The sequence below is a fragment of the Siminovitchia fortis genome (assembly GCF_007681465.1).
Classification (GTDB): domain Bacteria; phylum Bacillota; class Bacilli; order Bacillales; family Bacillaceae_C; genus Siminovitchia; species Siminovitchia fortis.
Genome location: NZ_VEKZ01000024.1, coordinates 26,448 through 47,330, shown reverse-complemented (window position 1 = coordinate 47,330; position 20,883 = coordinate 26,448). Strand labels below are relative to the sequence as shown.

General features: G+C 45.4%; 19 protein-coding genes and 1 riboswitch. Of the genes, 4 read left to right on the top strand and 15 right to left on the bottom strand.

The features are described 5' to 3' along the window. Positions 1-53 precede the first annotated feature (53 nt). The 13 genes from FS666_RS09875 to FS666_RS09815 all read right to left on the bottom strand — a co-directional run bounded on the left by FS666_RS09875 (position 54) and on the right by FS666_RS09815 (position 13,078). Positions 54-1,805, bottom strand: coding sequence for a DUF7305 domain-containing protein (locus FS666_RS09875; protein WP_144461928.1), 1,752 nt, complete (start codon positions 1,803-1,805; stop codon positions 54-56). Then, on the bottom strand, positions 1,780-2,295 hold the full coding sequence (locus FS666_RS09870; RefSeq protein ID WP_144461926.1) for a PilW family protein: 516 nt from the start codon (positions 2,293-2,295) through the stop codon (positions 1,780-1,782). The genes FS666_RS09875 and FS666_RS09870 overlap by 26 nt, the downstream gene beginning before the upstream one ends. Next, on the bottom strand, positions 2,292-2,780 hold the full coding sequence (locus FS666_RS09865; RefSeq protein ID WP_144461924.1) for a type IV pilus modification PilV family protein: 489 nt from the start codon (positions 2,778-2,780) through the stop codon (positions 2,292-2,294). The genes FS666_RS09870 and FS666_RS09865 overlap by 4 nt, the downstream gene beginning before the upstream one ends. A 51-nt stretch (positions 2,781-2,831) precedes the next feature. Next, on the bottom strand, positions 2,832-3,512 hold the full coding sequence (locus FS666_RS09860) for a hypothetical protein (RefSeq protein ID WP_144461922.1): 681 nt from the start codon (positions 3,510-3,512) through the stop codon (positions 2,832-2,834). Then, positions 3,505-4,128 (bottom strand): PilN domain-containing protein, encoded by a 624-nt coding sequence (locus FS666_RS09855; protein ID WP_144461920.1) that lies wholly within the window; start codon positions 4,126-4,128, stop codon positions 3,505-3,507. Before FS666_RS09855 ends, FS666_RS09860 begins: the two co-directional genes overlap by 8 nt. Next, on the bottom strand, positions 4,129-5,124 hold the full coding sequence (pilM, locus tag FS666_RS09850; protein ID WP_186306522.1) for a type IV pilus biogenesis protein PilM: 996 nt from the start codon (positions 5,122-5,124) through the stop codon (positions 4,129-4,131). A 24-nt stretch (positions 5,125-5,148) separates the two neighbouring features. Next, on the bottom strand, positions 5,149-5,907 hold the full coding sequence (locus tag FS666_RS09845; protein WP_144461916.1) for a prepilin peptidase: 759 nt from the start codon (positions 5,905-5,907) through the stop codon (positions 5,149-5,151). 48 nt (positions 5,908-5,955) lie between these two features. Beyond that, positions 5,956-6,387 carry a type II secretion system protein gene (locus tag FS666_RS09840; RefSeq protein WP_144461914.1) on the bottom strand — a complete coding sequence of 144 codons (432 nt, stop codon included), beginning with the start codon at positions 6,385-6,387 and terminating at the stop codon, positions 5,956-5,958. 107 nt (positions 6,388-6,494) lie between these two features. Further along, positions 6,495-7,709: a type II secretion system F family protein gene (locus FS666_RS09835; protein WP_144461912.1), complete on the bottom strand. Its 1,215-nt coding sequence runs from the start codon at positions 7,707-7,709 to the stop codon at positions 6,495-6,497. Continuing rightward, the gene (locus tag FS666_RS09830; RefSeq protein WP_144461911.1) at positions 7,709-8,752 is read right to left on the bottom strand and encodes a type IV pilus twitching motility protein PilT; all 1,044 of its coding nucleotides are present in this window, start codon (positions 8,750-8,752) and stop codon (positions 7,709-7,711) included. Before FS666_RS09830 ends, FS666_RS09835 begins: the two co-directional genes overlap by 1 nt. Positions 8,753-8,763: 11 nt before the next feature. Then, positions 8,764-10,425, bottom strand: a complete 1,662-nt coding sequence (locus tag FS666_RS09825) for a GspE/PulE family protein (protein ID WP_144461910.1) — start codon at positions 10,423-10,425, stop codon at positions 8,764-8,766. Between the two features lie 4 nt (positions 10,426-10,429). Beyond that, entirely contained in the window at positions 10,430-11,854 is a 1,425-nt protein-coding gene (locus tag FS666_RS09820; RefSeq protein ID WP_144461909.1) for a VanW family protein, read from the bottom strand. Positions 11,855-11,946: 92 nt separating this feature from the next. Continuing rightward, positions 11,947-12,031, bottom strand: a riboswitch (cyclic di-GMP riboswitch). A gap of 192 nt (positions 12,032-12,223) precedes the next feature. After that, positions 12,224-13,078: a hypothetical protein gene (locus tag FS666_RS09815; RefSeq protein ID WP_144461908.1), complete on the bottom strand. Its 855-nt coding sequence runs from the start codon at positions 13,076-13,078 to the stop codon at positions 12,224-12,226. A 220-nt stretch (positions 13,079-13,298) separates the two neighbouring features. Here FS666_RS09815 and FS666_RS09810 point away from each other — a divergent pair, with 220 nt between their 5' ends. Together FS666_RS09810 and speB are read left to right on the top strand one after the other, a co-directional pair. Beyond that, positions 13,299-14,693 (top strand): sigma-54 interaction domain-containing protein, encoded by a 1,395-nt coding sequence (locus FS666_RS09810; RefSeq protein WP_144461907.1) that lies wholly within the window; start codon positions 13,299-13,301, stop codon positions 14,691-14,693. Between the two features lie 328 nt (positions 14,694-15,021). Next, on the top strand, positions 15,022-15,987 hold the full coding sequence (gene speB / locus FS666_RS09805) for an agmatinase (RefSeq protein WP_144461906.1): 966 nt from the start codon (positions 15,022-15,024) through the stop codon (positions 15,985-15,987). 116 nt (positions 15,988-16,103) lie between these two features. On the opposite strand, the gene FS666_RS09800 is transcribed toward speB, so the two are convergent. Next, positions 16,104-17,393 carry an N-acetylmuramoyl-L-alanine amidase family protein gene (locus FS666_RS09800; protein ID WP_186306523.1) on the bottom strand — a complete coding sequence of 430 codons (1,290 nt, stop codon included), beginning with the start codon at positions 17,391-17,393 and terminating at the stop codon, positions 16,104-16,106. A 791-nt stretch (positions 17,394-18,184) separates the two neighbouring features. Between FS666_RS09800 and FS666_RS09795 the strand changes: the two genes are divergently transcribed. Then, on the top strand, positions 18,185-19,669 hold the full coding sequence (locus FS666_RS09795) for a GGDEF domain-containing protein (protein WP_144461902.1): 1,485 nt from the start codon (positions 18,185-18,187) through the stop codon (positions 19,667-19,669). An 81-nt stretch (positions 19,670-19,750) separates the two neighbouring features. On the opposite strand, the gene lepB is transcribed toward FS666_RS09795, so the two are convergent. Continuing rightward, complete coding sequence (gene lepB, locus FS666_RS09790; protein ID WP_390615269.1) at positions 19,751-20,314, bottom strand: signal peptidase I; 564 nt, start codon at positions 20,312-20,314, stop codon at positions 19,751-19,753. Between the two features lie 148 nt (positions 20,315-20,462). On the opposite strand from lepB, the gene mscL reads away from it, so the two are divergent. Further along, complete coding sequence (gene mscL / locus FS666_RS09785) at positions 20,463-20,861, top strand: large conductance mechanosensitive channel protein MscL (RefSeq protein WP_120070584.1); 399 nt, start codon at positions 20,463-20,465, stop codon at positions 20,859-20,861. Positions 20,862-20,883: the final 22 nt, after the last annotated feature.

Here is a 20,883-nt window from a genome sequence, read left to right as displayed (position 1 = left end):
AGCTATTTTAAGAAAAAGATAGATTAAGAGTAACTATGTCCAAAATTCGGGGGTTAATCCGCTCCACCCTTACCATCATCAGGACCCGGATCTTCACCCTCACCAGGATCAAGATCTGGATCAGGATCTCCAACATTACCCTCATCCGAATCGGAATTGTCGCCTGGTCCACCAAAAATAGGCAATTTTATTTTTTTGTAGGTAATACCCGCGCCACCTTTCATATCTAACGACTGTGCAATGACTGCGCCTGTAACCATGCCCCCTTCCGAGATCTCCACGTTTGCGTCTGGCGCAAATACCAGTGCGGAGGTGGTTCTGGAACCGCCGGATAGTTTGACACTTTTCCCTCCAGTTAATAAATTACCTTGAAATCCACCGCCAGCGCCAAATTCAATATTCGCGTCCTCTGCATATAAAGATCCATAAATTTTTTGATTCCCGCCGAGCTTTAATGTTTTAGGATTTTTTGGGTCGTGGGATCCTTCTAAAAAGACGTTAAGCTGGTTTATTTTTCCCTCCTCGTTAATAGAGCTGCCGCTTCCCATGACAATGGAATCTGTAACATAAATCGTTAATTTGTTGTCTCCTTCGATTTTAATGTGTCCATTGGTTACATTCAGCTTTTTGACAACTATTCCTCTATCCATACCCCCTAAATCTAAATTTAAGGTATTATTTTCATTCAATTTTATTTCATTAAATTCCAAGTTATCACGTATTTCCAACGTATAATTGTTTGTCATCCAATTATCAATAAAAAGACTTCCATCCTTTATAACATCTTTCTTGTTACTACCATTCTTTATTTCTTTATCTGGTGGAACAATATAATTTTTCGGTATTAATGGAAAATCAAGCAGCTTTGGCAGCTCTCCCATATCTTTTCCTACGGGTTTCGGCAATTTCTTTATTGTTTCTGAGTCACCTGTTAAAGCATTGCCTTCTGAACCTGGCGGCACATAAATTGATCCTTCTATAGTGGGGCCGCCACTCACTGTAATGCTTCCAGCGCCAGCCTTCCTTGTACCTATACTTCCAGCCTGAACTCCGCATTTATCTTCATCATTAGTAAAATCGCCTTTAATATAAGCGCCGCCGGTCATTTTTATAGTATCATTCACATACGCCGCCATACACGGAACGATTTGTGGACCTCCACCATTGCTATCGTCACCGCCACCGCCGCCACCATTGCTACCATCGTCATTATCGTCACCGCCACCATCGCCACTGCTACCTTTAGCCGGCACATACTCGACCGTGAATACTTGTTCAACCGTTCTTTTTTGGTTGCCGATCGTACCAGTGGAGATGATTTTGAATTGCTTGCTGCCTTTAAGTTTCTTGCTGCCTTTAGGATCATTAGTAATCTGAACATCGCCGTCTTCATTGGTAGAAACATCAAATTCGGCAGGCTTACCAAAGGTTTCTTCGAAGTTCAGACCGTATTCTTCCGTTGACTTTTTCGATTCTATTAACCTGTCGGTTAGGACATCATAAAAATGATAGATTTTACTTCTTATGTCATTCTCATCTTTTTGATCTTTCGTCTTTTCAAACTCCTGGGCCTCCTCAGCGACGATTTCTTCTATTTCCTCCATTTTCACGGTAGCCCCCGCCTCCGCAATGTAAAAAGCCGATTGGTCGCTGCGCTCGCTTGTTGTGGTTTTGACAGAAGTTGTTGTCACGGTTAGCAGGCCTAAGCCCAAAACGGAAATAAGAACAACCAGCAATAATACACCGACAAGGGAATAGCCCGCCTCGTTTAAATAATGTTTATTTCGTCTCAGCTTCTTCATCATTATCACCGCTCCTTATGGTGATTATTGTCTCGAGTTTTTTATCTGAAAGGCTGATTATTGTCAGCTTAAACTGGTCAACTTCAATTAAATTCATTTCCTCTAATTCATTTGAACACGGTTCATCATCCGGCATAGATACGCAAAACTTCTTTATATTTTTGCTTAGAGGGACACCGTTTTTTTCAATTGTCTTTGCAGGCTCATTAAAAAAATACTTGGTTGTCTCATCGACTTTTTTTATTTCAAGTGATTTACCATCAGAAGAAATCCAGACTTTACCTGACACAGCTTCCCTGACATCCTTTGTAATCACTTTTGCAGCATAGGTCTCCTCAAATAAATTCCCCGTTTCCGAGGACTGTTTCTTATACTGCTTCTGAATGGATGTTACAACACCAGTCATAAGAATCAGGACAATAACGCCAATGACAAAGACAGCCAGAACCTCGACGAGGGTCAGTCCTTTTCCGTTATTGAGCAGCTTCCTCATTGTCGATCAATCCCCCAATGAAGAATACCTTGCATCTTGGCTCTTTCTTTTTGTTCGGGACCATCAAATGCTTCAACGATAATTTGGTTCATATCACTTTCTATCGGCGGTTTGTCATCATCAATATTTATTTCTATCCGCTTTTCCTCGAGCTTGATTTTAATTGTGTAGGTATCTTCAGTTTTTTCGTAAACCAGCCAATTTCCTTCTTTTCCCAAGTAATGATATTCCAACGGCTTGGAGATCATTGCATTCTTTCTTTCCCCATAATTGGTTATGACACTTACAGCATAAATCTTCTCCATTTCCGCTTGTGCTACATATGTGGCGTCAATTATATTTTCCGATGTCTTATATGTTTTGGCGGATTGGATAAAAACAGTGATGAAAGTAGTCAAAATGAGTGTAATTAATACAATTGAAGCCAGCAGCTCCACAAGTGTTACACCATGTTCATTTGAAATTTCAACCTCTGATACTTTCATCAAAATCACCCGTTCTGCCTATTTTAAAAAAGTGCCCCGATTTCGGAACACCTATTTCTCATAATAAAAAGTTGTTACATCAACGGTGAAGGATACTGTCTTGTCCGGTTTTTCATGGAAATCCAGTACTTGCTCCGTTGGTTTGTTTACTTGCAACTGATCTACGCGTGTAACCCTTTCAAGCTTTTCAATTTCACGTAAAAAATGAATAAAGTGTTCGTCATCAGGAGAAAGGACGTTCAACTTTGCAGTGACTAAATGAAGTTTATCAGGCTTTTCAGCGTCATCACTGCTATCGCTGGACGTCTCCTCTGAGGATGAAGGCTCTTCTTCGTTTGTCGAATCCTGTTCGTCAGTATTGCTCTCCTCATCTTCTTCCTTTACGAAATCAAACTCCGGCTCGCTTCCGTCGTAAAGAAAATCGACTTCTTCAATCCGGCTTCCGCTTGTCTGCTCGATTTCCTGGAATGTAAGCAGAAGCTTTTCCAGATCAGGGTTCAGGGGCACTTTTTTCTGCAGTAAAAGTGCATCGATATCCTGACCAGATTCGGGATCCTTCTTCGCTTCAAGTACTGCAATATCCGATTCCAAAGAATCATTCATATTCTTTGTGCTCTGCAATTCCGCTGACAATGGCTGAAGAAAGAATAAGTATACTGCAAGGAGACCCAAGAAGACCAGGCATAATAAAAGCAGAAACAGTGTCCTTTTTTCTTCAAAAAGATTATTCATTTTCTTCGGTCTCCTTTTTTAACTGGGCGGGATTGATTTCAAAGGAGTAGGTGACCTGATAGCGCGGAAGGAGTTCGAATATACTTAATTCCGCTTGATTGTCCGCTTCATCTTCGGAGTCCGCATTCGCTTCGGGCGCTTCCAGATCAAAAGTTTCGAGGCGATTCACAATAGGATTTTTTATAAAATCGGAAGCATTAAGCTTGGCCATATAGGATGAAGCGTCAGTCATCGTCTCAAAGTGAGATTCAATCACGACTTCCCCTTCGTTGTAATTGTATTGGCTCATATATCCTGTTGTCGGAAGAAATGCCATCAATTGATCGATCAATTTGGATGTTGGGATGACATATTTTTCGGCATACGCAACCGCTTCTTTCATTGCCTCTTTTTGATTGGGCTCCTGTTTGGCTGTTTGCACCTGCAGGGTTTCCTTTTGTTCAGTCAACTCTTTGTTTTGCTCGTTGGCTGCCTTCAGCTCATTATGTACAGTGATGTATTGATATCCAAGGAAGCCTGTAAAAAGGATGGCCAGGATTAATCCGGCAAGAAATAAAATATACAATAGGGACCGTTCTCTCTTGTACTTTGGCAGAAGGTTTATATCAGGAACCATCTATTCTCCCTCCTTGAGCACAAGCCCGAGTGCCGGAACAAATCTTATTTCCGTTTCTTTGTCTCCGGAGGGCGCTAAATATGCCTTTAAAAGTCTGACGGGAAGCCCGTACTGCTGTTCAATTTTTTGTTTTACATTTTCCAAAAGGGGATGGTCTCCTGTCATGATGATCTGAGAAACGTTTTTCTCTCCTTTATACAGTGAGTAGCGGTAAAAGCCCATGATTCTATCAAGCTCGCTGATCTGATCGTCGAGCAGGCGCTCCAGGAATGATTCGTCCCCGGAATAGCTCCAATTGAATAGATCTTCGTCTTTCAATGAGTAGCTTAAGTGGTTAGGGTCAAGATCCAGCGGCTGGAATCTGGTGAATTCCAGCCGGTTATCTGAAAAAATGCTGATGTTAAGGGAGAGCATATTCAGTTCAAAGAATAGGTACACTTCCCCCGGCCTGTTTTTATCCAAGTGATGGAAGTAGCGGTAAATCCCCAGCGGGCGGACGTCCACGACTTTCGGCTGAAGATGTACATCGGTAAAAATATGGGTGAACTTGCTTATTTCTTCTTCCGGAGCCGCGAACAATGTTGCTTTCTTCCTTCCGTTTGCCTGTTCGTCTTCCGGCATTGGATGGATATCAAAAACAGGATTTTCAAACGGCAGATGAATGCTTTGGCCCAGTTCGAACGTAAAGTGGTCGGTGACTTCGTTTCCGTTCAAATGGGCCGGATATTCCACTTGCCGCATGATGACAAGTGACTCGGGCGCGTAGAAGCGAACATTCAAATGCTTCAATTTCCAATCCCGCACGAGCTGCTTCATGAAATCGAAAAATTTGATTTCATCGGCAATCCTGCCTTGTTCAATAAGCTCAGCGGGAATAGGCCTTTCTTTTAACTGCTTCACGTTCGACAATTGCGGTCCGTTGCTTTCAACAACGCGGATCACGTAATCGTCGATGACAATGTTGGCAAATTTCTTTGATTTTCCAAAGGATAACATGGTGTACATCTCCTGCCTGAACTCCTAGGTTAATAGTTTCAAATATGAAGCCCAGATTGATTCGCTATACACATAGCTTATCAGGGCGGCTGCCCCGATAAAAGGTCCGAAAGGTATCGGCTCTTTCCGGTTGAGTTTTTTAGCTGCAAGTAAAACAAGAGCATAGAGCAGGCCCAGAATTGCTGCCAATACAAGTGTCAGGACTGTTCCTTTTATCCCTAAAAACAGCCCCAGAACGGCAAACAATTTGATGTCGCCGCCGCCCATCCCGCCTTTGCTGGCAACAGCGATGAGGAGCAGCAGGGCAAACCCGAGCAATGCCCCGGCGTAGGCGTCCCACCACGGGGTGGTCGGAATGAAGAGCCGGACGATGACCATGACCGGGAAAAAGAATAATAGGACACGATTGGGAATGAGCATCTTATACGTGTCTGAAACAGTAATAATCACGACGAGTGAAACTAGCAAAAGGACAACCAGCAAATCCTTTGACCATCCCGCCACCATGGGCGAAATCGTAAAAAGACATGCAGTGAGCAGTTCAAACAGCGGATATCTGATAGAAATGGGGGAGCCGCAGTTTTTGCAGCACCCATTTTGCAAAAGATAAGAGACCACCGGAACCAACTCCGAGGCCGTCAAATAATGATTGCAGCGGGGACAATGGGAACGCGGTGCTGCGATTGACTCGCCATCAGCCGTACGAATGCCGACCACATTGAAAAACGAGCCGAAAACAAGACCGATTATGAACATGTAGCTGTATAAAAGTAGATTGAGCATTCCCATCGTCCTTTGCAAGGTAAATTTCACATAATAAAATTTAAAAGTTTATTTAGTCGTTTGACCACACATATCTCTACCTTTTTCAATTAAATCTTCTTCCGAGGATGAGATTTCACACTTTTTGCCATTTAAAGTTACTGAATAGCCAGCATCTGTTTTTGTAACTGAACCTATGTATGTGGAAGTTTCTTTCTTATCCCAAGGATCAATCAACTTACCAAGGACACCTTCTTCTTGTAATTTATCGGAATCGACACTTGATTCAATTTTTCCCCCGCCCGCTTCATACAGCTTCGCCGCCGCTATCATTTGCTGTGCATCCGCAACTACTGCATCCTTCTTCGAATTCTCAATAACCTTCCCAATCACAACAAATGCAATCGCCGCAACGATCGCCAAGATGACAACTACCGCCAACAGTTCAACAAGTGTCAAACCGCGCTGGTCTTTTTTCAATCTTGCTATTAATTTTTTCATCTGAATGCCTCCAATATAATTTGATAGTCTGATAGGATAAGAATTTATAAATAACTGCGCAACTCGTCTAGCTTTCTTATCCATCACCTCCTTAAAGTACATTGCCCTTATTGAATTTCGGTAAAAATCGTGAACATCGGGATCATGATGGACAGGACGATGAATCCGACGACGGTTGCCAATGTTACGATCATGACCGGCTCGATGAGTGATTTCAATGAGTCGACGCTCCGCTCGACTTCGTCCTCGTAGAAGTCGGCGATTTTGGCGAGCATGTAATCGAGCGATCCTGTCTGCTCCCCGATGGCTGTCATTTGTGAGACAAGAGGAGGGAAGACCCAGCTTTTTTTCAATGGATCGGAAAGGGGGCTTCCTTTTTCCAAGTTGTTACGGGATTCGCGGACGACCCGTCCCACGACAGGGTTGCCTGCCACCTTTTCAACGATATCAAGTGCCTGCAAAATCGGGACGGAGCTTGCAAACAGCGATGAAAGGGTCCGCGTCATTCTTGCAATCGCCGCCTTTTGCAGCAGCCCCCCGAAAATCGGCATCTTCAGCAATGCCACGTGAACGGAGTAGTTGAATTCCTTATTGCCTCTATATAAAAACATGAATGCCGCTGTTATCCCTGCAACAAAGATCAGGCCAAGCCACCAAAGCCGCTGGATCCAATCACTTACCATCACGACAAATTTCGTTATGGCAGGGAGGTCTCCTCCAAACTGCTCGAACATGGACGTGAAGTTCGGCACGATTGACAGCATAAGGAAAATGACAACCGCCACAATCAGTACCATCAACACGATCGGATAAGCCATCGTTGACTGGATCTTTTTCTTCAAGTTGTATTGCTTTTCGTAGTAGGAGGCAAGCCTGTCCAACGTTTCGTCCAGGTTCCCGGTCATCTCGCCGGCCCTCACCATGTTGATGAAAATCGCCGGGAAGATCTTTGGATGCTTTTGCACCGCATCCGAAAAAGCGACGCCGCCCCGAATTTCTGTTTCAACCTCTCGCAAAGCGTTTGCCAAGCCTTTGCTTTCCGTCTGTTCCGCTAAAATATGAGTCGAATCCACGATGGAAATCCCCGCGCGGATCAGCGTTGCAAATTGGCGGCAGTACACGACAAAATGCTGATGTTTGACATTTTTTCCCCCAAGAGAAATATTCCTGTTGAAGATAGTCGCTTTCGTTTCGGTCACTTCACGGGGGCTGATGCCTTTTTCACGAAGCTGCTTGATGGCCTGGTTCCGATTGTCGCTTTCGATCGTTCCGCGCTTTACCGCCCCTTTCATAGTGCGGCCGACATATTTGTATACCGGCATTAAAATCCACCCGCGTTTGCCATGTACGGCCTGGCGGTCTCAGGCGAGATGAGGCCCGACGCCAGCAATTGGCTGATCGACATATCCAGCGTATGCATGCCTTGGGACCGGCTCGTCTGCATGATGTTTTGGATCTGCTCCACCTTTTCGTTCCGGATCAGATTGGCAACCGAAGGGAGGTTGAGCATAATTTCCGTTGCGGCAACCCTGCCCGAGCCGTCCATCTTTTTAAAAAGCCGCTGGGAAATGATTCCTTCCAAAACAGCTGAAAGCTGAATCCGGATCTGCTTTTGCTGGTGCGGCGGGAACACGTCGATGATCCGGTTGATCGTCTGCGGCGCATTATTCGTATGCAATGTTGCCATGACCAAATGTCCCGTCTCCGCTGCCGTGATGGCAGTGGATATCGTTTCGAGATCCCGCATTTCCCCGACTAAAATGACATCCGGATCCTGGCGGAGTGAAGCCCGCAGACCGGTCGAAAAACTTCTTGTGTCCGATTCGATCTCCCTCTGATGGACAATCGACATCCGGTGGTGATGCACATACTCAATGGGATCTTCCAAAGTCACGATATGCTTTGCAAAATTGCGGTTCACGTAGTCGATCATCGCAGCTAACGTCGTCGATTTCCCCGAACCGGTAGGCCCCGTAACCAAAATCAATCCTTGCGGCTTTTGGGCCAACTCCCGCAGAATTGCCGGCATTTTCAACTGCTCAATCGTCGGGATTTCCGTCGGGATGACACGCGCTGCAAAACTGATCTGTCCGCGTTCGTAAAACACATTGATCCGATAGCGTGCCACATCTTCAATGCTGTAAGAAAAATCGATTTCCCCGTTTTCCATCAACTTTTTCCAATCAGCTTCCGGCATAACGGTTTTTGCCATGATTTCCGTGACTCCGGGCGTCAGCCTGACCTCCCCGTAAGGGCGGAGAGATCCGTTCAATCGGTAAACAGGCGGTGATCCCACTGAAATATGAAGGTCGGAAGCACCGTCCGCGTATGCTTTTTTCAACAAATCGTTTATTTCATATGGCATATCGAGGCCTCCTATTCCATCGCTGCGACACGCAGTACTTCTTCCGTCGTTGTCAATCCTTCGGCCACTTTCAACAAGCCGTCGGCAAGCAGAAATTTCATGCCCGATTCCTGTACGTATTGGCGGATTTTAAAGGCGCTTTCTGCGTTCATGATGAGCTCCCGTATGCGGTTGTCCAAAGTAAGCACTTCGTGAATGGCAATCCTTCCGCGATACCCGGTCATCGTGCAGCTTGGGCAGCCCCGTCCTTTATGGATATAATTGATTTCAAGCCCGTTCGCCTGAAAAATTTCCTTTTCACGCTCTGTCGGAGGGAGCACTTCGCTGCAATCCCGGCAAACCCGCCGGACAAGCCGCTGGGCGACGACTCCCGTGAGAGAAGAAGAGATCAGGAACGGTTCAATGCCCATATCAATCAGGCGGGTCAGGGCGGCGACGGAACTGTTTGTATGAAGTGTGCTCAAAACAAGATGCCCTGTCAGGGAAGACCTGATCGAAATTTGTGCGGTTTCCAGATCGCGGATTTCTCCGATCATGATGATGTCCGGGTCCTGCCGTAAAATCGAGCGGAGCCCGCTGGCGAAAGTCATTCCGATATCCTCGTTCACCTGTACCTGATTGACACCATCCAACTGATATTCAACCGGGTCTTCGATCGTAATGATGTTCACTTCTTCGCTGTTCAGGCGGTTCAAAGCCGCATATAACGTCGATGATTTCCCCGAGCCGGTCGGTCCGGTGATCAGGACAATTCCGTTCGGTTTTTCAATCATGTCAATGAATTTATGTAAATTGTCTTCTGCGAACCCAAGGTTTTCCAAATCGCCCAATGCATTGCTCAAATCCAAGATCCGCATGACAATTTTTTCTCCGTAAACGGATGGAAGAGTGGAGAGCCTGATATCAACCGGCTTGAAATTTACATTCATTTTGATCCGGCCGTCCTGCGGCACACGGCTTTCTGTTATATTCAGATTTCCCATGATCTTGATCCTGGCAATGATGACGTTTTGCATATGCTTCGGCAAAGAACGTTCAGTCCTTAAAATCCCGTCAATGCGGTATCTGACCTTCAGCTCAGTTTCCATCGGGTCAAAGTGGATATCACTTGCCCTTTGTGTGACTGCATGGTTGATGATCTGGTTGACAAGGCGGACGACAGGGGAATCTTCGTCCGTAATGCCGGTTTCATCCAGTGTTTCTTCCACTGTATATCCGCTCAGCGCCTCATCGAGTGATTCCTGCAAATCATAATGCTTGGAAATGGTCCTCTGAAGCTCTTCTTTCGTTGCCAATGCAGGAATGATTTGGTAACCGGTCGCCATGCGCAGCTCTTCGATGGCAAAGTAATCCATCGGGTCGGCCATTGCGACAAACAGCTTGTGATTTTCTTTTCGGATCGGCATGACCTGATGGCGTTTGGCCAGATCCCTTGGAATGAGCTGGATTACTTCGGGATCCATCGGATATTGGTAAAGGTTGATCCTCGGTATTCCGAGCTGCCGCTCAAGCGTTTCAGCCAGCTGCTGCTCGGTGATATGCCCTTCCTGTAAGAGAGCGTCCCCGAGCTTTTCCTCCGGTGATTTGCGGCGCAGCGTCGTTTCCAGCTGCTGTTCTGTTATCAATCCTGACTCTACAAGTAAATCCCCCAGCCGTTTTCTCGACACAGCCATCACCTCATTGTTTATCTTCTGATGTATCCGTTGTTTTGCCGTCCGCCTGTCCGCTATCTGTCATTTTGCCGCCTTTGACCAGGTCGCTGTTCAGGAAGACTTTCTCACATAATTTTTGTTCTGATTCGTCTTCCAAGTGCCGGCAAGTTTTATTCAAGAGATCTACCATATTCTGTAACTCTTCCAAATTTGTTTGAGTTCCGCTCTGGGTGCCCGCATTCTGCTCCGCGTCTTCACCGCCGTTATTGATTTCGTCTGAACTTTCTTCATTTTCTTCCAATAACTCTTCTATCACTTCAGGCGGCTCCTGTGAAGACACTAGAAAAATAGTCGGGGTGGGAGGGTAGAAGTCCCGGCTGATCAGTGTTTTTTCCTGAACAGTCCCATTTACCGAACTTATACGGTAAACTTCAACTTGCATTCCTTTTTGACCGGACTCCATAGGGACGCGCTGTCCAGGTGCAAGCTTATAGCTGAAGCGGTACAATGTCCGTGGCTTCACTTCGCTTTTGTTCTCCACCTGGTACCCGTAGCTTGTATCTTTCATTACAGAGCTTACAGATATATGAAGCTTGTTTTCTTTTACTTCTGCTGAGAATGTATAAGAATGAAAGTTTGGATTATATATAATGAAATCTTTTTTTGCCGTGAGATCTGCAGCAGCTTCGATGCCGGCTTCAGAGTATGAAGGAATGCTCCTTTGTGAATGCCGCTCAATAATATCCATATTTGTTTTTAAAATTGCAGCATACAAGGCTGTAGCGAAAAAGCTGGCGCCTTCCTGCGAAACTGTCGGGCGAACTTCTTCCAGTACGGAAGAGATGAATGAAAATTGTGAATCCGGTTCAACGATCTGTCCGTCAATCTTATCTGCCATCTGCTCGATTTCCACATGGGAGATATCCGGAATCTGGAAGGTTGTTTCGGCCACTTTTCCCTTTGGCAGCTCCGATTCTTCCTTATAAATGATGGTTACGGGCTGGTCGCCAAGATTGGCAGCTGCCTCTTTTGCTTTTTGCAATGTTGCATCGGCATCAGTATAGTCCGGCCATTCAATTTGATGATTTTCGCTTATTTGAACATGGAGAGGAATCTGGATAGGCTTGGACTTCAGGAAAAAAAGGTACCATGGGCGCTTTGCCTGTTGTTCCAATTCATCGAACGTTCTATCAATATCGAAAAGAAAAGTGTCCCTCGGGATCGAAATGGCTTCATCGGTGCCTTCTGCCTGGATCGGTGCCTCTGTCAGCCAGGCGTCCACTTCCAACTGCACTTTCTCATAAGCTTTTTCATATGAAAGGCCGCCTACAGCGATACCGGCGATTGTTCCTTCCTTGGGCAGGGTGCCTGCCGCTTTTGCCATTTCAGGCGGCAGCAGCCATGCCAACAATGACAGGATCAACATGTATTTGCATATATTTTTCGACATATGGCGGACCGCCCTTCTGCAATTACCATTATTTACCTCATTATAAGTTAAAATTGTAGAAAATTGTAATAAAAAAAAGCCTCTCCAAATAGATTCGGAAAGGCCGGTTGCACCACTTGCTCCATACGGCCCAGGTGCCCATATATGAGGCCGTACTTCATTGCTTCCTTCATAGGAATTTCGTCTTATTCACTTAAGTTTAGATTACTGACTTTTGTCATAGCTGTCAACATTTTCCTTGAAAATTTTCAAGAAAATAACAGGCGATTACATGAATTTGTCAAAATCGCCCGAATACCTCTTTCCTATGCCTGGGAACATATAAAATTGCCGGCGAATGTTCAGCTGCCGGCAATTTAAACGTCAATTTTATCCTCCTTGCTGCCTTCGCTTGCTTTCCTCCAGCAATTCATCCATCGCGGATAAAGTATCTATATCAGGAAGGATATCGTTTAGCACAGTTTCATGCACCGGCTTATCCTCCTCGGTTGATTCTTGCATAACAAAGCTTAGCAGCATATACCAGTGTCTCAGCCTATTGATATGTTCCCGATAGGCCGGGGAGCCTTTTTTCAGCGGAGGCTGACTGCCTTCGCTTATAAATGTAAAAAAGTTGATTGTATGCAGAGGGCGGGCCGGACTGTTTACAATGATCGTCAAGTCCAATGAGTCCACATTCTTTTTCTTTTTTTCAGCCGGCTGCGCACCGCCGATGAATGTGCCGTCTGCCTTGGAAATAAAGCCCTCCAATAGGGAACGGGCTGTTTGGGATTGGCTTGATTTGGTTCCTAAGGATACCCCGTCTTCTGACATTTCCACCGCCAAAATATCAGAGTAATCGTATTCAAATGCTTCATATGCCATTCCCGCCAGGGCTGCTGAAGTATCCGGATTTTCAGGCGCCCATATACAAATCCGTTTTGCCTGTTCGTCCACGGCGATTTTCGTCAATTGGTTGGATGAGATGAATGTCTGCCCCGCTTTGAAGTTGCCGGTTTTCGGTTTCAGATTTTCCAGTTGTTTCGAAAGTTCTTCTCTATTTCTTTTGATGCCTTTAGAATATTTGAGAAAAGATATGAGATTGAGGAAGAGGGTAGGGATTATGCAAAGCCATCCTATCCATGCATAGCCTTTTATGAAAAAAATGATGGAAGCGAAGACCGCCAAAATCGACGTCATACATCCGAAACCCATTTTGTCATTTTGCAAATCAGAAGCAGCCATATGTAAACCTCCTTTGTAAAAATTACGGTTTACTGGATAAAAGGTTTCTGAACAATAAAAAATAGTCCGTTTTTCCTGTTGAACCCAAAGAAAAAGGCTGCCGACACCTTAGTAAGAAAGTCGGATATGCCCCTACATTTTCACTATTCAAATCTCTCGTGATAAAATGACTGCAGGGATAGGGGGACAGGCCCCCTGGTGCAGGGAGTGATAATAAAAGATGGAAGAAGACATTCGTGAGCTGGAATTAAGGGCAATTCTTGAAGCATCTAACGATAATATTGTGATCACGGATGGGCAGGGGAAAGTGTTGAGGAGCAGTCCCAACTGTCAATTCATTTACGGAATGAAAAATGAAGAGTTAATTGGTAAGACGGTGGACGAACTGGAAAAGATGGAGGTTTTTTCACCTTCAGTCACCAAAAGGGTGCTTCAGGAGAAAAAAGAAGTCCAAGTCATGCAGCATACGCTGACGGGCCGCTCCGTCATGGCAACCGCCCTGCCCGTGTTTGACGAAAGCGGCGAAATGATAAGGGTCATCAGCTTTTCCCATGATCTGACCGAGCTCAGGCAGATCAAAGAAGATTACGAAGAACTGCGGGCAAAGATGGAATATTATCAGTCGGAAATCCAGGAGTTACGGGATAAGGAACAGCATACAGATGGCATTGTGCTAAAAAGCAAGGAGATGAATAATGTCTGGCAGCTTATTCAAAGGGTGGCTCCGTCTGATGCGACCGTTATGTTTCTGGGGGAATCCGGAGTCGGGAAAAATGTTTTTGCAAGGGCTATTCATGAAAAAAGCAATCGGAGCAAGGAAGCTTTTATTGAAGTAAACTGCGGCGCTATTCCGGAATCGCTTTTTGAATCCGAAATGTTCGGATATGAGAAAGGTGCTTTTACAGGGGCGAACAGGGAAGGGAAACCAGGCCTCATAGAGCTGGCCAATAAAGGGACGTTGTTTCTGGACGAAGTGGGAGAGCTGCCGTTAAACCTTCAGGCCAAGCTGCTGAAAGTGATTCAGGAGAAAAAAATGACAAGGGTTGGCGGGACGCAGCCCAAACAGATCGATTTTCGAATCATCGCTTCTACGAACAGGGATCTGGCAGAGATGGTGAAGGAAGGGACATTCCGCGAAGATCTTTTTTACCGGCTGAATGTTGTGCCGATTACCGTTCCTCCTTTAAGGGAGCGGAAGGATGACCTGCTGCAGTTATGCGAGTATTTTCTTGGGATGTTCAATGAAAAATACGGAACGGATAAAGTGCTTCATGCGACGACGATCCATGAAATGCTCGACTATAGCTGGCCGGGAAACGTCAGGGAACTGGAAAATTTAATGGAGCGCCTCGTGATTACGACAGAAAATCGGATCATTTATCCAAGCGCCCTTCCGTTTCATACGAAGGAGGCCCGTTCAGTTGCTGATGAACAGGAAGCAGAAGAGATCCCCGAGCAGGCGGAAAATCTCCAGGAAGCAATCCAAAACGTGGAAATCCGTTGGCTGAAAAGGGCATACAGACAATATAAAACTACGTATGAAATGGCTGACTATCTCGGGATCAGCCAGTCGAGCGTTGTCAGGAAGCTTCAAAAATACGGAATTAATTCATAACCGAATCACAATCCGCATTTGCATCAATAATCCGTTTGTTGATGCAAATGCGGATTTTTTTCTCGCTGTTTAAGAAAGTTTCTATACGGAATGATGATGTGATATGTCCAGCTTCAGGCGCCATCGGCGCAAGGATTAAGCCAATCGCTGATGAAGGCAAACTACGCCTTCGGAAGCGTAGTCTAGCTTTACGCCTAAGGCTGCGCGCCTTGCGCTTTTCTTAGAAAATCCAAAAGGAACAAAAGGAATAGGATTTTATAGTTGGCACGTTTTTTGCTTCGTATAAAAACAGAAACATCTGCAGAATGGATTTTAGGAGGAATATTATATGTATAAACCGAAAGACTCATCACAATCTCCCCGTTTCGTAGGAAACAGGACTTTTATGAGATTAGAGCAGGTCAGAACGACTGACGATATAGATTTCGCTGTACTTGGCGTTCCTTTTGACACGGCAGCATCCAACCGGACAGGACAGCGGTTCGGCCCCCAGCATATTCGTGATTTTTCCGTCCTTCTCCGTCCCTACAATCCGGATATGGATATTGATATATTCGAATATTGCTCAGGGGTCGACTACGGGGATATCAACGTCATTCCGGGAAATGCGCTCCGCACTTATGAAAGCATGGTCGAAGGACTGACGCCGCTGCTTGAGAAAAATGTCATCCCTGTCATTATGGGGGGAGACCATTCGATCACATTGGGCAACCTTCGTGCTTTCCATAAAAGATACGGCAAAATCGCGCTCGTCCATTTTGATTCCCATGGCGACACTTGGGAGCATTACTACGGCGAAAAATATATGCACGGAACCCCGTTCAGGCGTGCAGCCGAGGAGGGGCTCCTCGATATGGAGCATTCCATCCAGGTCGGCATGAGAGGACCGCTTTACGGACCAGGAGACATCGAGGATGCAAGAGATCTTGGCTTTGAAGTCATTCCGATGAAGGAAGTCCGCCAAATCGGTTTCGAAAACGTCATGAAAAGAATCCATGAACGCGTGAAGGACCGCCCGGTATTCGTCACTTATGACATCGATTTCGTTGACCCGGCCTTTGCGCCTGGTACAGGTACGCCTGAAGTCGGAGGTCCGACAAGCTACGAGGCACTGGAATACGTCCGTGGACTGGACGGGCTCGATGTTGTCGGATTTGACCTGGTGGAAGTGCTTCCGGCTTATGATGCCAACGAAATCACTGCTGTGCTGGCATCGGCAGTTATTTATGAAATGATTACACTCATTGCCCTGAAAAAAAGGCGGCAGCAGGAGAAGGAGAACTCCCGGAATTAACTTCCGGCAAGCTTTGTCGTCATGATTGTAGCTTCCCTTGCAACGAATCCGGGAGAAAAGTTGAATATCGACACCGAAGAAATGTAAAAAACGAGGCGGGGAGTCCGCCTCGTTTTTTATTCAAAATAAGATTCCAATCCATTATAAATGCTGTTTGAAACAAGTTCCTGGTATGAATCTGTCGTAACATATTGTCCTTCCTGGGGGTTGCTCAAATAGCCGAGTTCAAGCAAAGCTGCCGGCCTGCTGTTTTCCCTGATCACATGATAGTCGCCAAAGCGCGTTCCCCGGTTGTTCAGAGACAGTGACTCGTCGAGTGTTTGATTGACATTGCTGGCAAGGTCGTACTGGTATCCGTGGTGATAATACGCAGTGACTCCGTTCGCATCAGGGTTTGTGGAGCTGTCGTAATGTACGCTGATGAATGCATCGGCATTGCTGTTGTTTGCAGCTGAAGCACGCGAGTCGAGAGTGACGTACTGATCATCTTCCCGCGTTAAAATGACATTCGCCCCTGCTGCATTTAGTTTTTGTTCAAGACGCTTCGCCGTTTTCATCGTCAGCTGTTTCTCGGATACGCCTGTATCGTTGGCTGCTCCCGGATCATGGCCGCCATGCCCCGCGTCAAGAACGATTGTTTTTCCGGCAAGTCCCGGGGCTTGACTTACTGATTTTGCAGCCGGATTCACGGTTGCCGATGTATTTTTGCCGGATGAAACGACCCAGCTCGCCACATATGCCTCCCTGCCGCTTGCCAGCGTAATTTTGTACCAGTCGCCTTCCTGCCCGGTAATCGGATATCTTTCTCCCGGCGAGCCTTTTGTTATAACAGGGGCTGACGTATCAGCGCCGGCCCGGAGATTGGTCTGGTCGGTAGAAATATAGGCGAATCCATTGGCTCCGGAAGACTCGCTTTTATTTGCACTTGCTTCGCCGGAAAATTGGATGTATTGCCGGCTTACCCAGGCGCTTTGATTGCGGTATGTAATGTTCGCCCAGCCGTTGCTTTCACTCGTTACTGCCACCTGGTCTCCTTTATGTAATTTGCCGATAATGCCGGCGGATAGGGAAGGGCTGTTTCGGACATGGACATGATCGGCTGAAACTGTACCCATTTTGGCTTCTCCAGTGTTTTGAACGCCATTTCCGACAATATATCCGGCAACCCAACCTGTGCGGCCGCCCGGTAGTTGAACCTCATACCAACCGAATTTTTCCTGCAGTACTTGAAATTGTTCGTTCCTGTCTGCTTGCGCAATGACACTGGCCGTATTGGACGGCTCGCTGCGAATATTCGCCTTATGGACTGCGATCTGAATGGTGCCTGCTGCTTCAGCTGTAATATGATTTGTATGCAAAAAAACAAGGAGCAGCGAAGCAAGGCAGAATATCGATTTTTTTATCATAACCACCGCCTTTTTCCAAGATAGTGCCCATTTTAGCATTTTTTGTCATTTTTTGGTGTTATCCAGTCTAATATTTCAATAATTGAGAAAAAAGTCTTGTGGATTGTAATAAAACTATTGAGTCGGGCTTTTTTTTAACTGAGTAAGAAAGTATAGGATGCTTTAGCTTTAAAATTTTGAACAAAGCCTTTTGTTGTCAGCTTCGACGGACAGGAGGTCCTAGTGCCGCCGGCGCCACAGGACGTGGCGCTTTAAGGCGGCCAGTGCCTATCGACTAGCAGACTTCACACCTGGTGTGCTCCTGCGGCGTAGCCTATTCGAGGATGTTTGGCGAACATCATAGCAAAGCTGCACGACGCCAACTCGAGGAAGCATCACCCGAGGCCATTTCAAGTAGTAGCTTTCCTACGATAAGTCAACACCGGCTCCGACGGACAGGACGTCCTAGTGCAGGCGAAGCGACAGGACGTCGCTGCTGAAGGCAAACTACGCCTTCGCAAGCGTAGTCTAGCTTTGCGCCGATAAGCAGGCACTCTCCGCCTTTCCTTATCCTTTATCTCGTCGGAGGCACTCCAGTGTCTAGCTTCAGACGGCAGGGGCTCGAGGTCGCTTGTCGCCCCTAAACGGCCGTCTTCCGCATTTCAGTCTATACGTCGATGGGCAAGGCGCTTGTGCTTTTCTTAAATGCACAAGATTATCAACCTTAAGTACGATTGGTTATTTCCTATTCTTCCAAATGATAGTATAATAGTCCTAATCATCTCTGTTCATTAAAAGGAGTGCAGCCTCTCTTGAAAAAAAATTTCAGACTGCAGCTAACCTTGATTATGATAGCGTTCTCCATTTTCATATCGCTGGTAGTCGCTTTAATCAACCAGGAAAAGATCAGGAACAAACTGTTTGATGAACATGAATTGAAGCTTAGCATGATTGAAGATAATATACTGAGTTCTTTGAATTCCATCGACAAGGCGTATATGCTGTTTGACAAGGACATGGCGAAAATGATGGAAGAGAATTCGAAGGAATTGATTTCTTTATATGAAAAAAAACCGGATTTTGATAAATGGGATTTTAACAGTTTAAAAGAGAAATATAAAATGGATGTATACATCCTCGATAACCGGAATGTCGTTGTATACAGCAGTGAAAAAGATGATATCGGCCTTGACTTTCGCGCTTGCTGCGCCAATTTCTCCAATTTGCTGAACCAGCGGCGGCACGGAGGTACATTTACACACGATGGCATGGATATAGCGCAAAGCAGCCGGGAAATAAAGAAGTTCAGCTATATGCCTACACCGGACAGGAAATATATGATTGAACTGGGTGTTTCTTTGGAAGACGGCGAGATTTTTAAACACTTCAACTTTTTACAAGTCGAAAAGGAATTGGAAGAGCGGTTTTCCATGGTTGAGTCCATCAAGGTTTACAATAGCGGCGGATTTATCCTGGGGAGTTCCAAGAAAGGCGAAGACGATCTAAGGAATTCGACAGATAAGTGGGAAACATTCCGAAAAGCCTTGAAATCTGGAAAAACCAAAGAGACAGAACAGGAGATGAATGGGAGAAAAGTTACATATCATTATGTGCCGTATAAGGCCGAGGAACAAAGAGGATATTCCACCAGCCGGGTTGTTGAAATCGCTTATAATAAAGATGATTTGAACGATGCGCTAAACCAAAGCCTCAGGGAGTTTTTCATCCAGCTTTTTGTCATTTTCATTGCAGCCATCATCATTTCGCTCATCATTGCCCGGCAGGTGGCAAGGCCGATGTATCTCGCTTTCCATGATCCTTTGACGGGGCTGAACAATAGAGCGTCTTTTGAGGAACTGGTCAAAGAATATCAAGGGAAAAAGAAAGGCAATCTCGCATTGATGATGATAGACCTTGATAATTTCAAAATGGTGAATGACAGCTTGGGCCATACCGAAGGAGATAACATGCTCAAAGCAGCAGCCCACGAAATCCTTGTAACCGCAGGAAAAGAAAACCATGCCGCCAGATTGGGCGGTGATGAATTTGTCGTGATCTATCCGGACATCAAAGAAGAGGAATTGAAAAAGGCCGCTTCCGAGCTTATTGAACGAATGCGGCGGCGGTTCCGGGATATCCGCGAAACGAATCATATTGACATAACCATCAGCGTCGGCATCGCGATGGCAAATGACGAAGATGATGTTGAGAGTCTTTATGATAAAGCGGACCGTGCGCTTTATGAATCAAAGGGAAATGGGAAAAATCAATATAATATTTATAAGATGAGCAGTTAAAAAAGTGAGGGGTCCCGGCTCCTCGCTTTTTTGCTTTAGTATAAAGTTAAAATGACCGGAACACGGGATTGCGAAGCATTTCTACTTCGTCGCTCTGATATTTTTGAAAGGGAATAAAACGAATTTGCTTTTCCCGATAATCCGGTCCCTCTCAATGAAGCCGAGGGAAAATCCGAGCCTGCTGCGGCTGTCAATGCTGTTGAAGCGGTTATCCCCCATGACAAAAAAGCTGTTTTCGGGAACAGTGATCGGCCCGAAGTCTTCAGTCAGATTGGTGCCTTTTTCTTTTGCAGCTTTCATATTTTCTTTAAGATAAGGTTCCTTCACCAGCTGCTCATTGATAAATAGCTGGTCATCTTTCATTTCAATGATGTCGCCGGGAAGCCCGATGGCTCTTTTTACATAATTGGTTTTTCGGTCATCCCCTTTGATGATGACAATATCGCCTCTATTTACGTCACCTGTCCAAGAAATCGTTTTACTGACGATGATTCTTTCATGATCATGGAGTGTCGGCTCCATTGAAGCTCCGTCAACAATCATCGGAGAAAACAGGAAAGTCCTGATGACAATCACCAGCCCCAAGGCAAGCAGGATGGGTGGAATCCAGCTGGCTATACTCTTCGAACTTCGTATATTTTCCATACTCATACCTCTTAATTCTCTCTTTGTATCATTATTTTCTCTGAAAGCCGCTTTTCTTGCAACAGATAGCTGGAATATATTTCTTGTGTTGAGATATTTCGATGTTTTTGTAGAATGATAGTATGTCTTTTTTGAAAGGTTGATTTGAATGTGGGAAGATTTTAAGAAGTTTGCCGTTCAAGGAAATGTATTGGATTTGGCTGTCGCCGTTGTGATCGGCGGTGCCTTTGGAAAAATTGTTTCCTCATTGGTAGAAAATATCATCATGCCGCTTGTCGGGGTGCTTCTCGGAGGCTACAGTTTTGAAAAATTGTCCGTTAAAATAGGGGATGTTGTGATTGAATACGGCATATTTATCCAAAGTGTTGTTGATTTCTTAATCATTTCAATGTCCATTTTCATTTTTATTAAGCTGCTGGCCAAATTGAAAATCCAGAAAGAAGAAGAAAAGACGGAGGAAGAGCCGAAAGTTGATCCGGAAATTGAACTGTTGTCTGAAATCAGGGATCTCCTGCAGGATCAAAAAAGAGTGAGAGACACGGAATAATACAAACAACCACGCGAAATCT

Coding starts and splice junctions, on each gene's coding strand:
- FS666_RS09875 (WP_144461928.1), bottom strand. CDS start 1,805: ATGATGAAGAAGCTGAGACGAAATAAACATTATTTAAACGAGGCGGGC.
- FS666_RS09870 (WP_144461926.1), bottom strand. CDS start 2,295: ATGAGGAAGCTGCTCAATAACGGAAAAGGACTGACCCTCGTCGAGGTT.
- FS666_RS09865 (WP_144461924.1), bottom strand. CDS start 2,780: ATGAAAGTATCAGAGGTTGAAATTTCAAATGAACATGGTGTAACACTT.
- FS666_RS09860 (WP_144461922.1), bottom strand. CDS start 3,512: ATGAATAATCTTTTTGAAGAAAAAAGGACACTGTTTCTGCTTTTATTA.
- FS666_RS09855 (WP_144461920.1), bottom strand. CDS start 4,128: ATGGTTCCTGATATAAACCTTCTGCCAAAGTACAAGAGAGAACGGTCC.
- pilM (WP_186306522.1), bottom strand. CDS start 5,124: ATGTTATCCTTTGGAAAATCAAAGAAATTTGCCAACATTGTCATCGAC.
- FS666_RS09845 (WP_144461916.1), bottom strand. CDS start 5,907: ATGCTCAATCTACTTTTATACAGCTACATGTTCATAATCGGTCTTGTT.
- FS666_RS09840 (WP_144461914.1), bottom strand. CDS start 6,387: ATGAAAAAATTAATAGCAAGATTGAAAAAAGACCAGCGCGGTTTGACA.
- FS666_RS09835 (WP_144461912.1), bottom strand. CDS start 7,709: ATGCCGGTATACAAATATGTCGGCCGCACTATGAAAGGGGCGGTAAAG.
- FS666_RS09830 (WP_144461911.1), bottom strand. CDS start 8,752: ATGCCATATGAAATAAACGATTTGTTGAAAAAAGCATACGCGGACGGT.
- FS666_RS09825 (WP_144461910.1), bottom strand. CDS start 10,425: ATGGCTGTGTCGAGAAAACGGCTGGGGGATTTACTTGTAGAGTCAGGA.
- FS666_RS09820 (WP_144461909.1), bottom strand. CDS start 11,854: ATGTCGAAAAATATATGCAAATACATGTTGATCCTGTCATTGTTGGCA.
- FS666_RS09815 (WP_144461908.1), bottom strand. CDS start 13,078: ATGGCTGCTTCTGATTTGCAAAATGACAAAATGGGTTTCGGATGTATG.
- FS666_RS09810 (WP_144461907.1), top strand. CDS start 13,299: ATGGAAGAAGACATTCGTGAGCTGGAATTAAGGGCAATTCTTGAAGCA.
- speB (WP_144461906.1), top strand. CDS start 15,022: ATGTATAAACCGAAAGACTCATCACAATCTCCCCGTTTCGTAGGAAAC.
- FS666_RS09800 (WP_186306523.1), bottom strand. CDS start 17,393: ATGATAAAAAAATCGATATTCTGCCTTGCTTCGCTGCTCCTTGTTTTT.
- lepB (WP_390615269.1), bottom strand. CDS start 20,314: ATGGAAAATATACGAAGTTCGAAGAGTATAGCCAGCTGGATTCCACCC.
- mscL (WP_120070584.1), top strand. CDS start 20,463: ATGTGGGAAGATTTTAAGAAGTTTGCCGTTCAAGGAAATGTATTGGAT.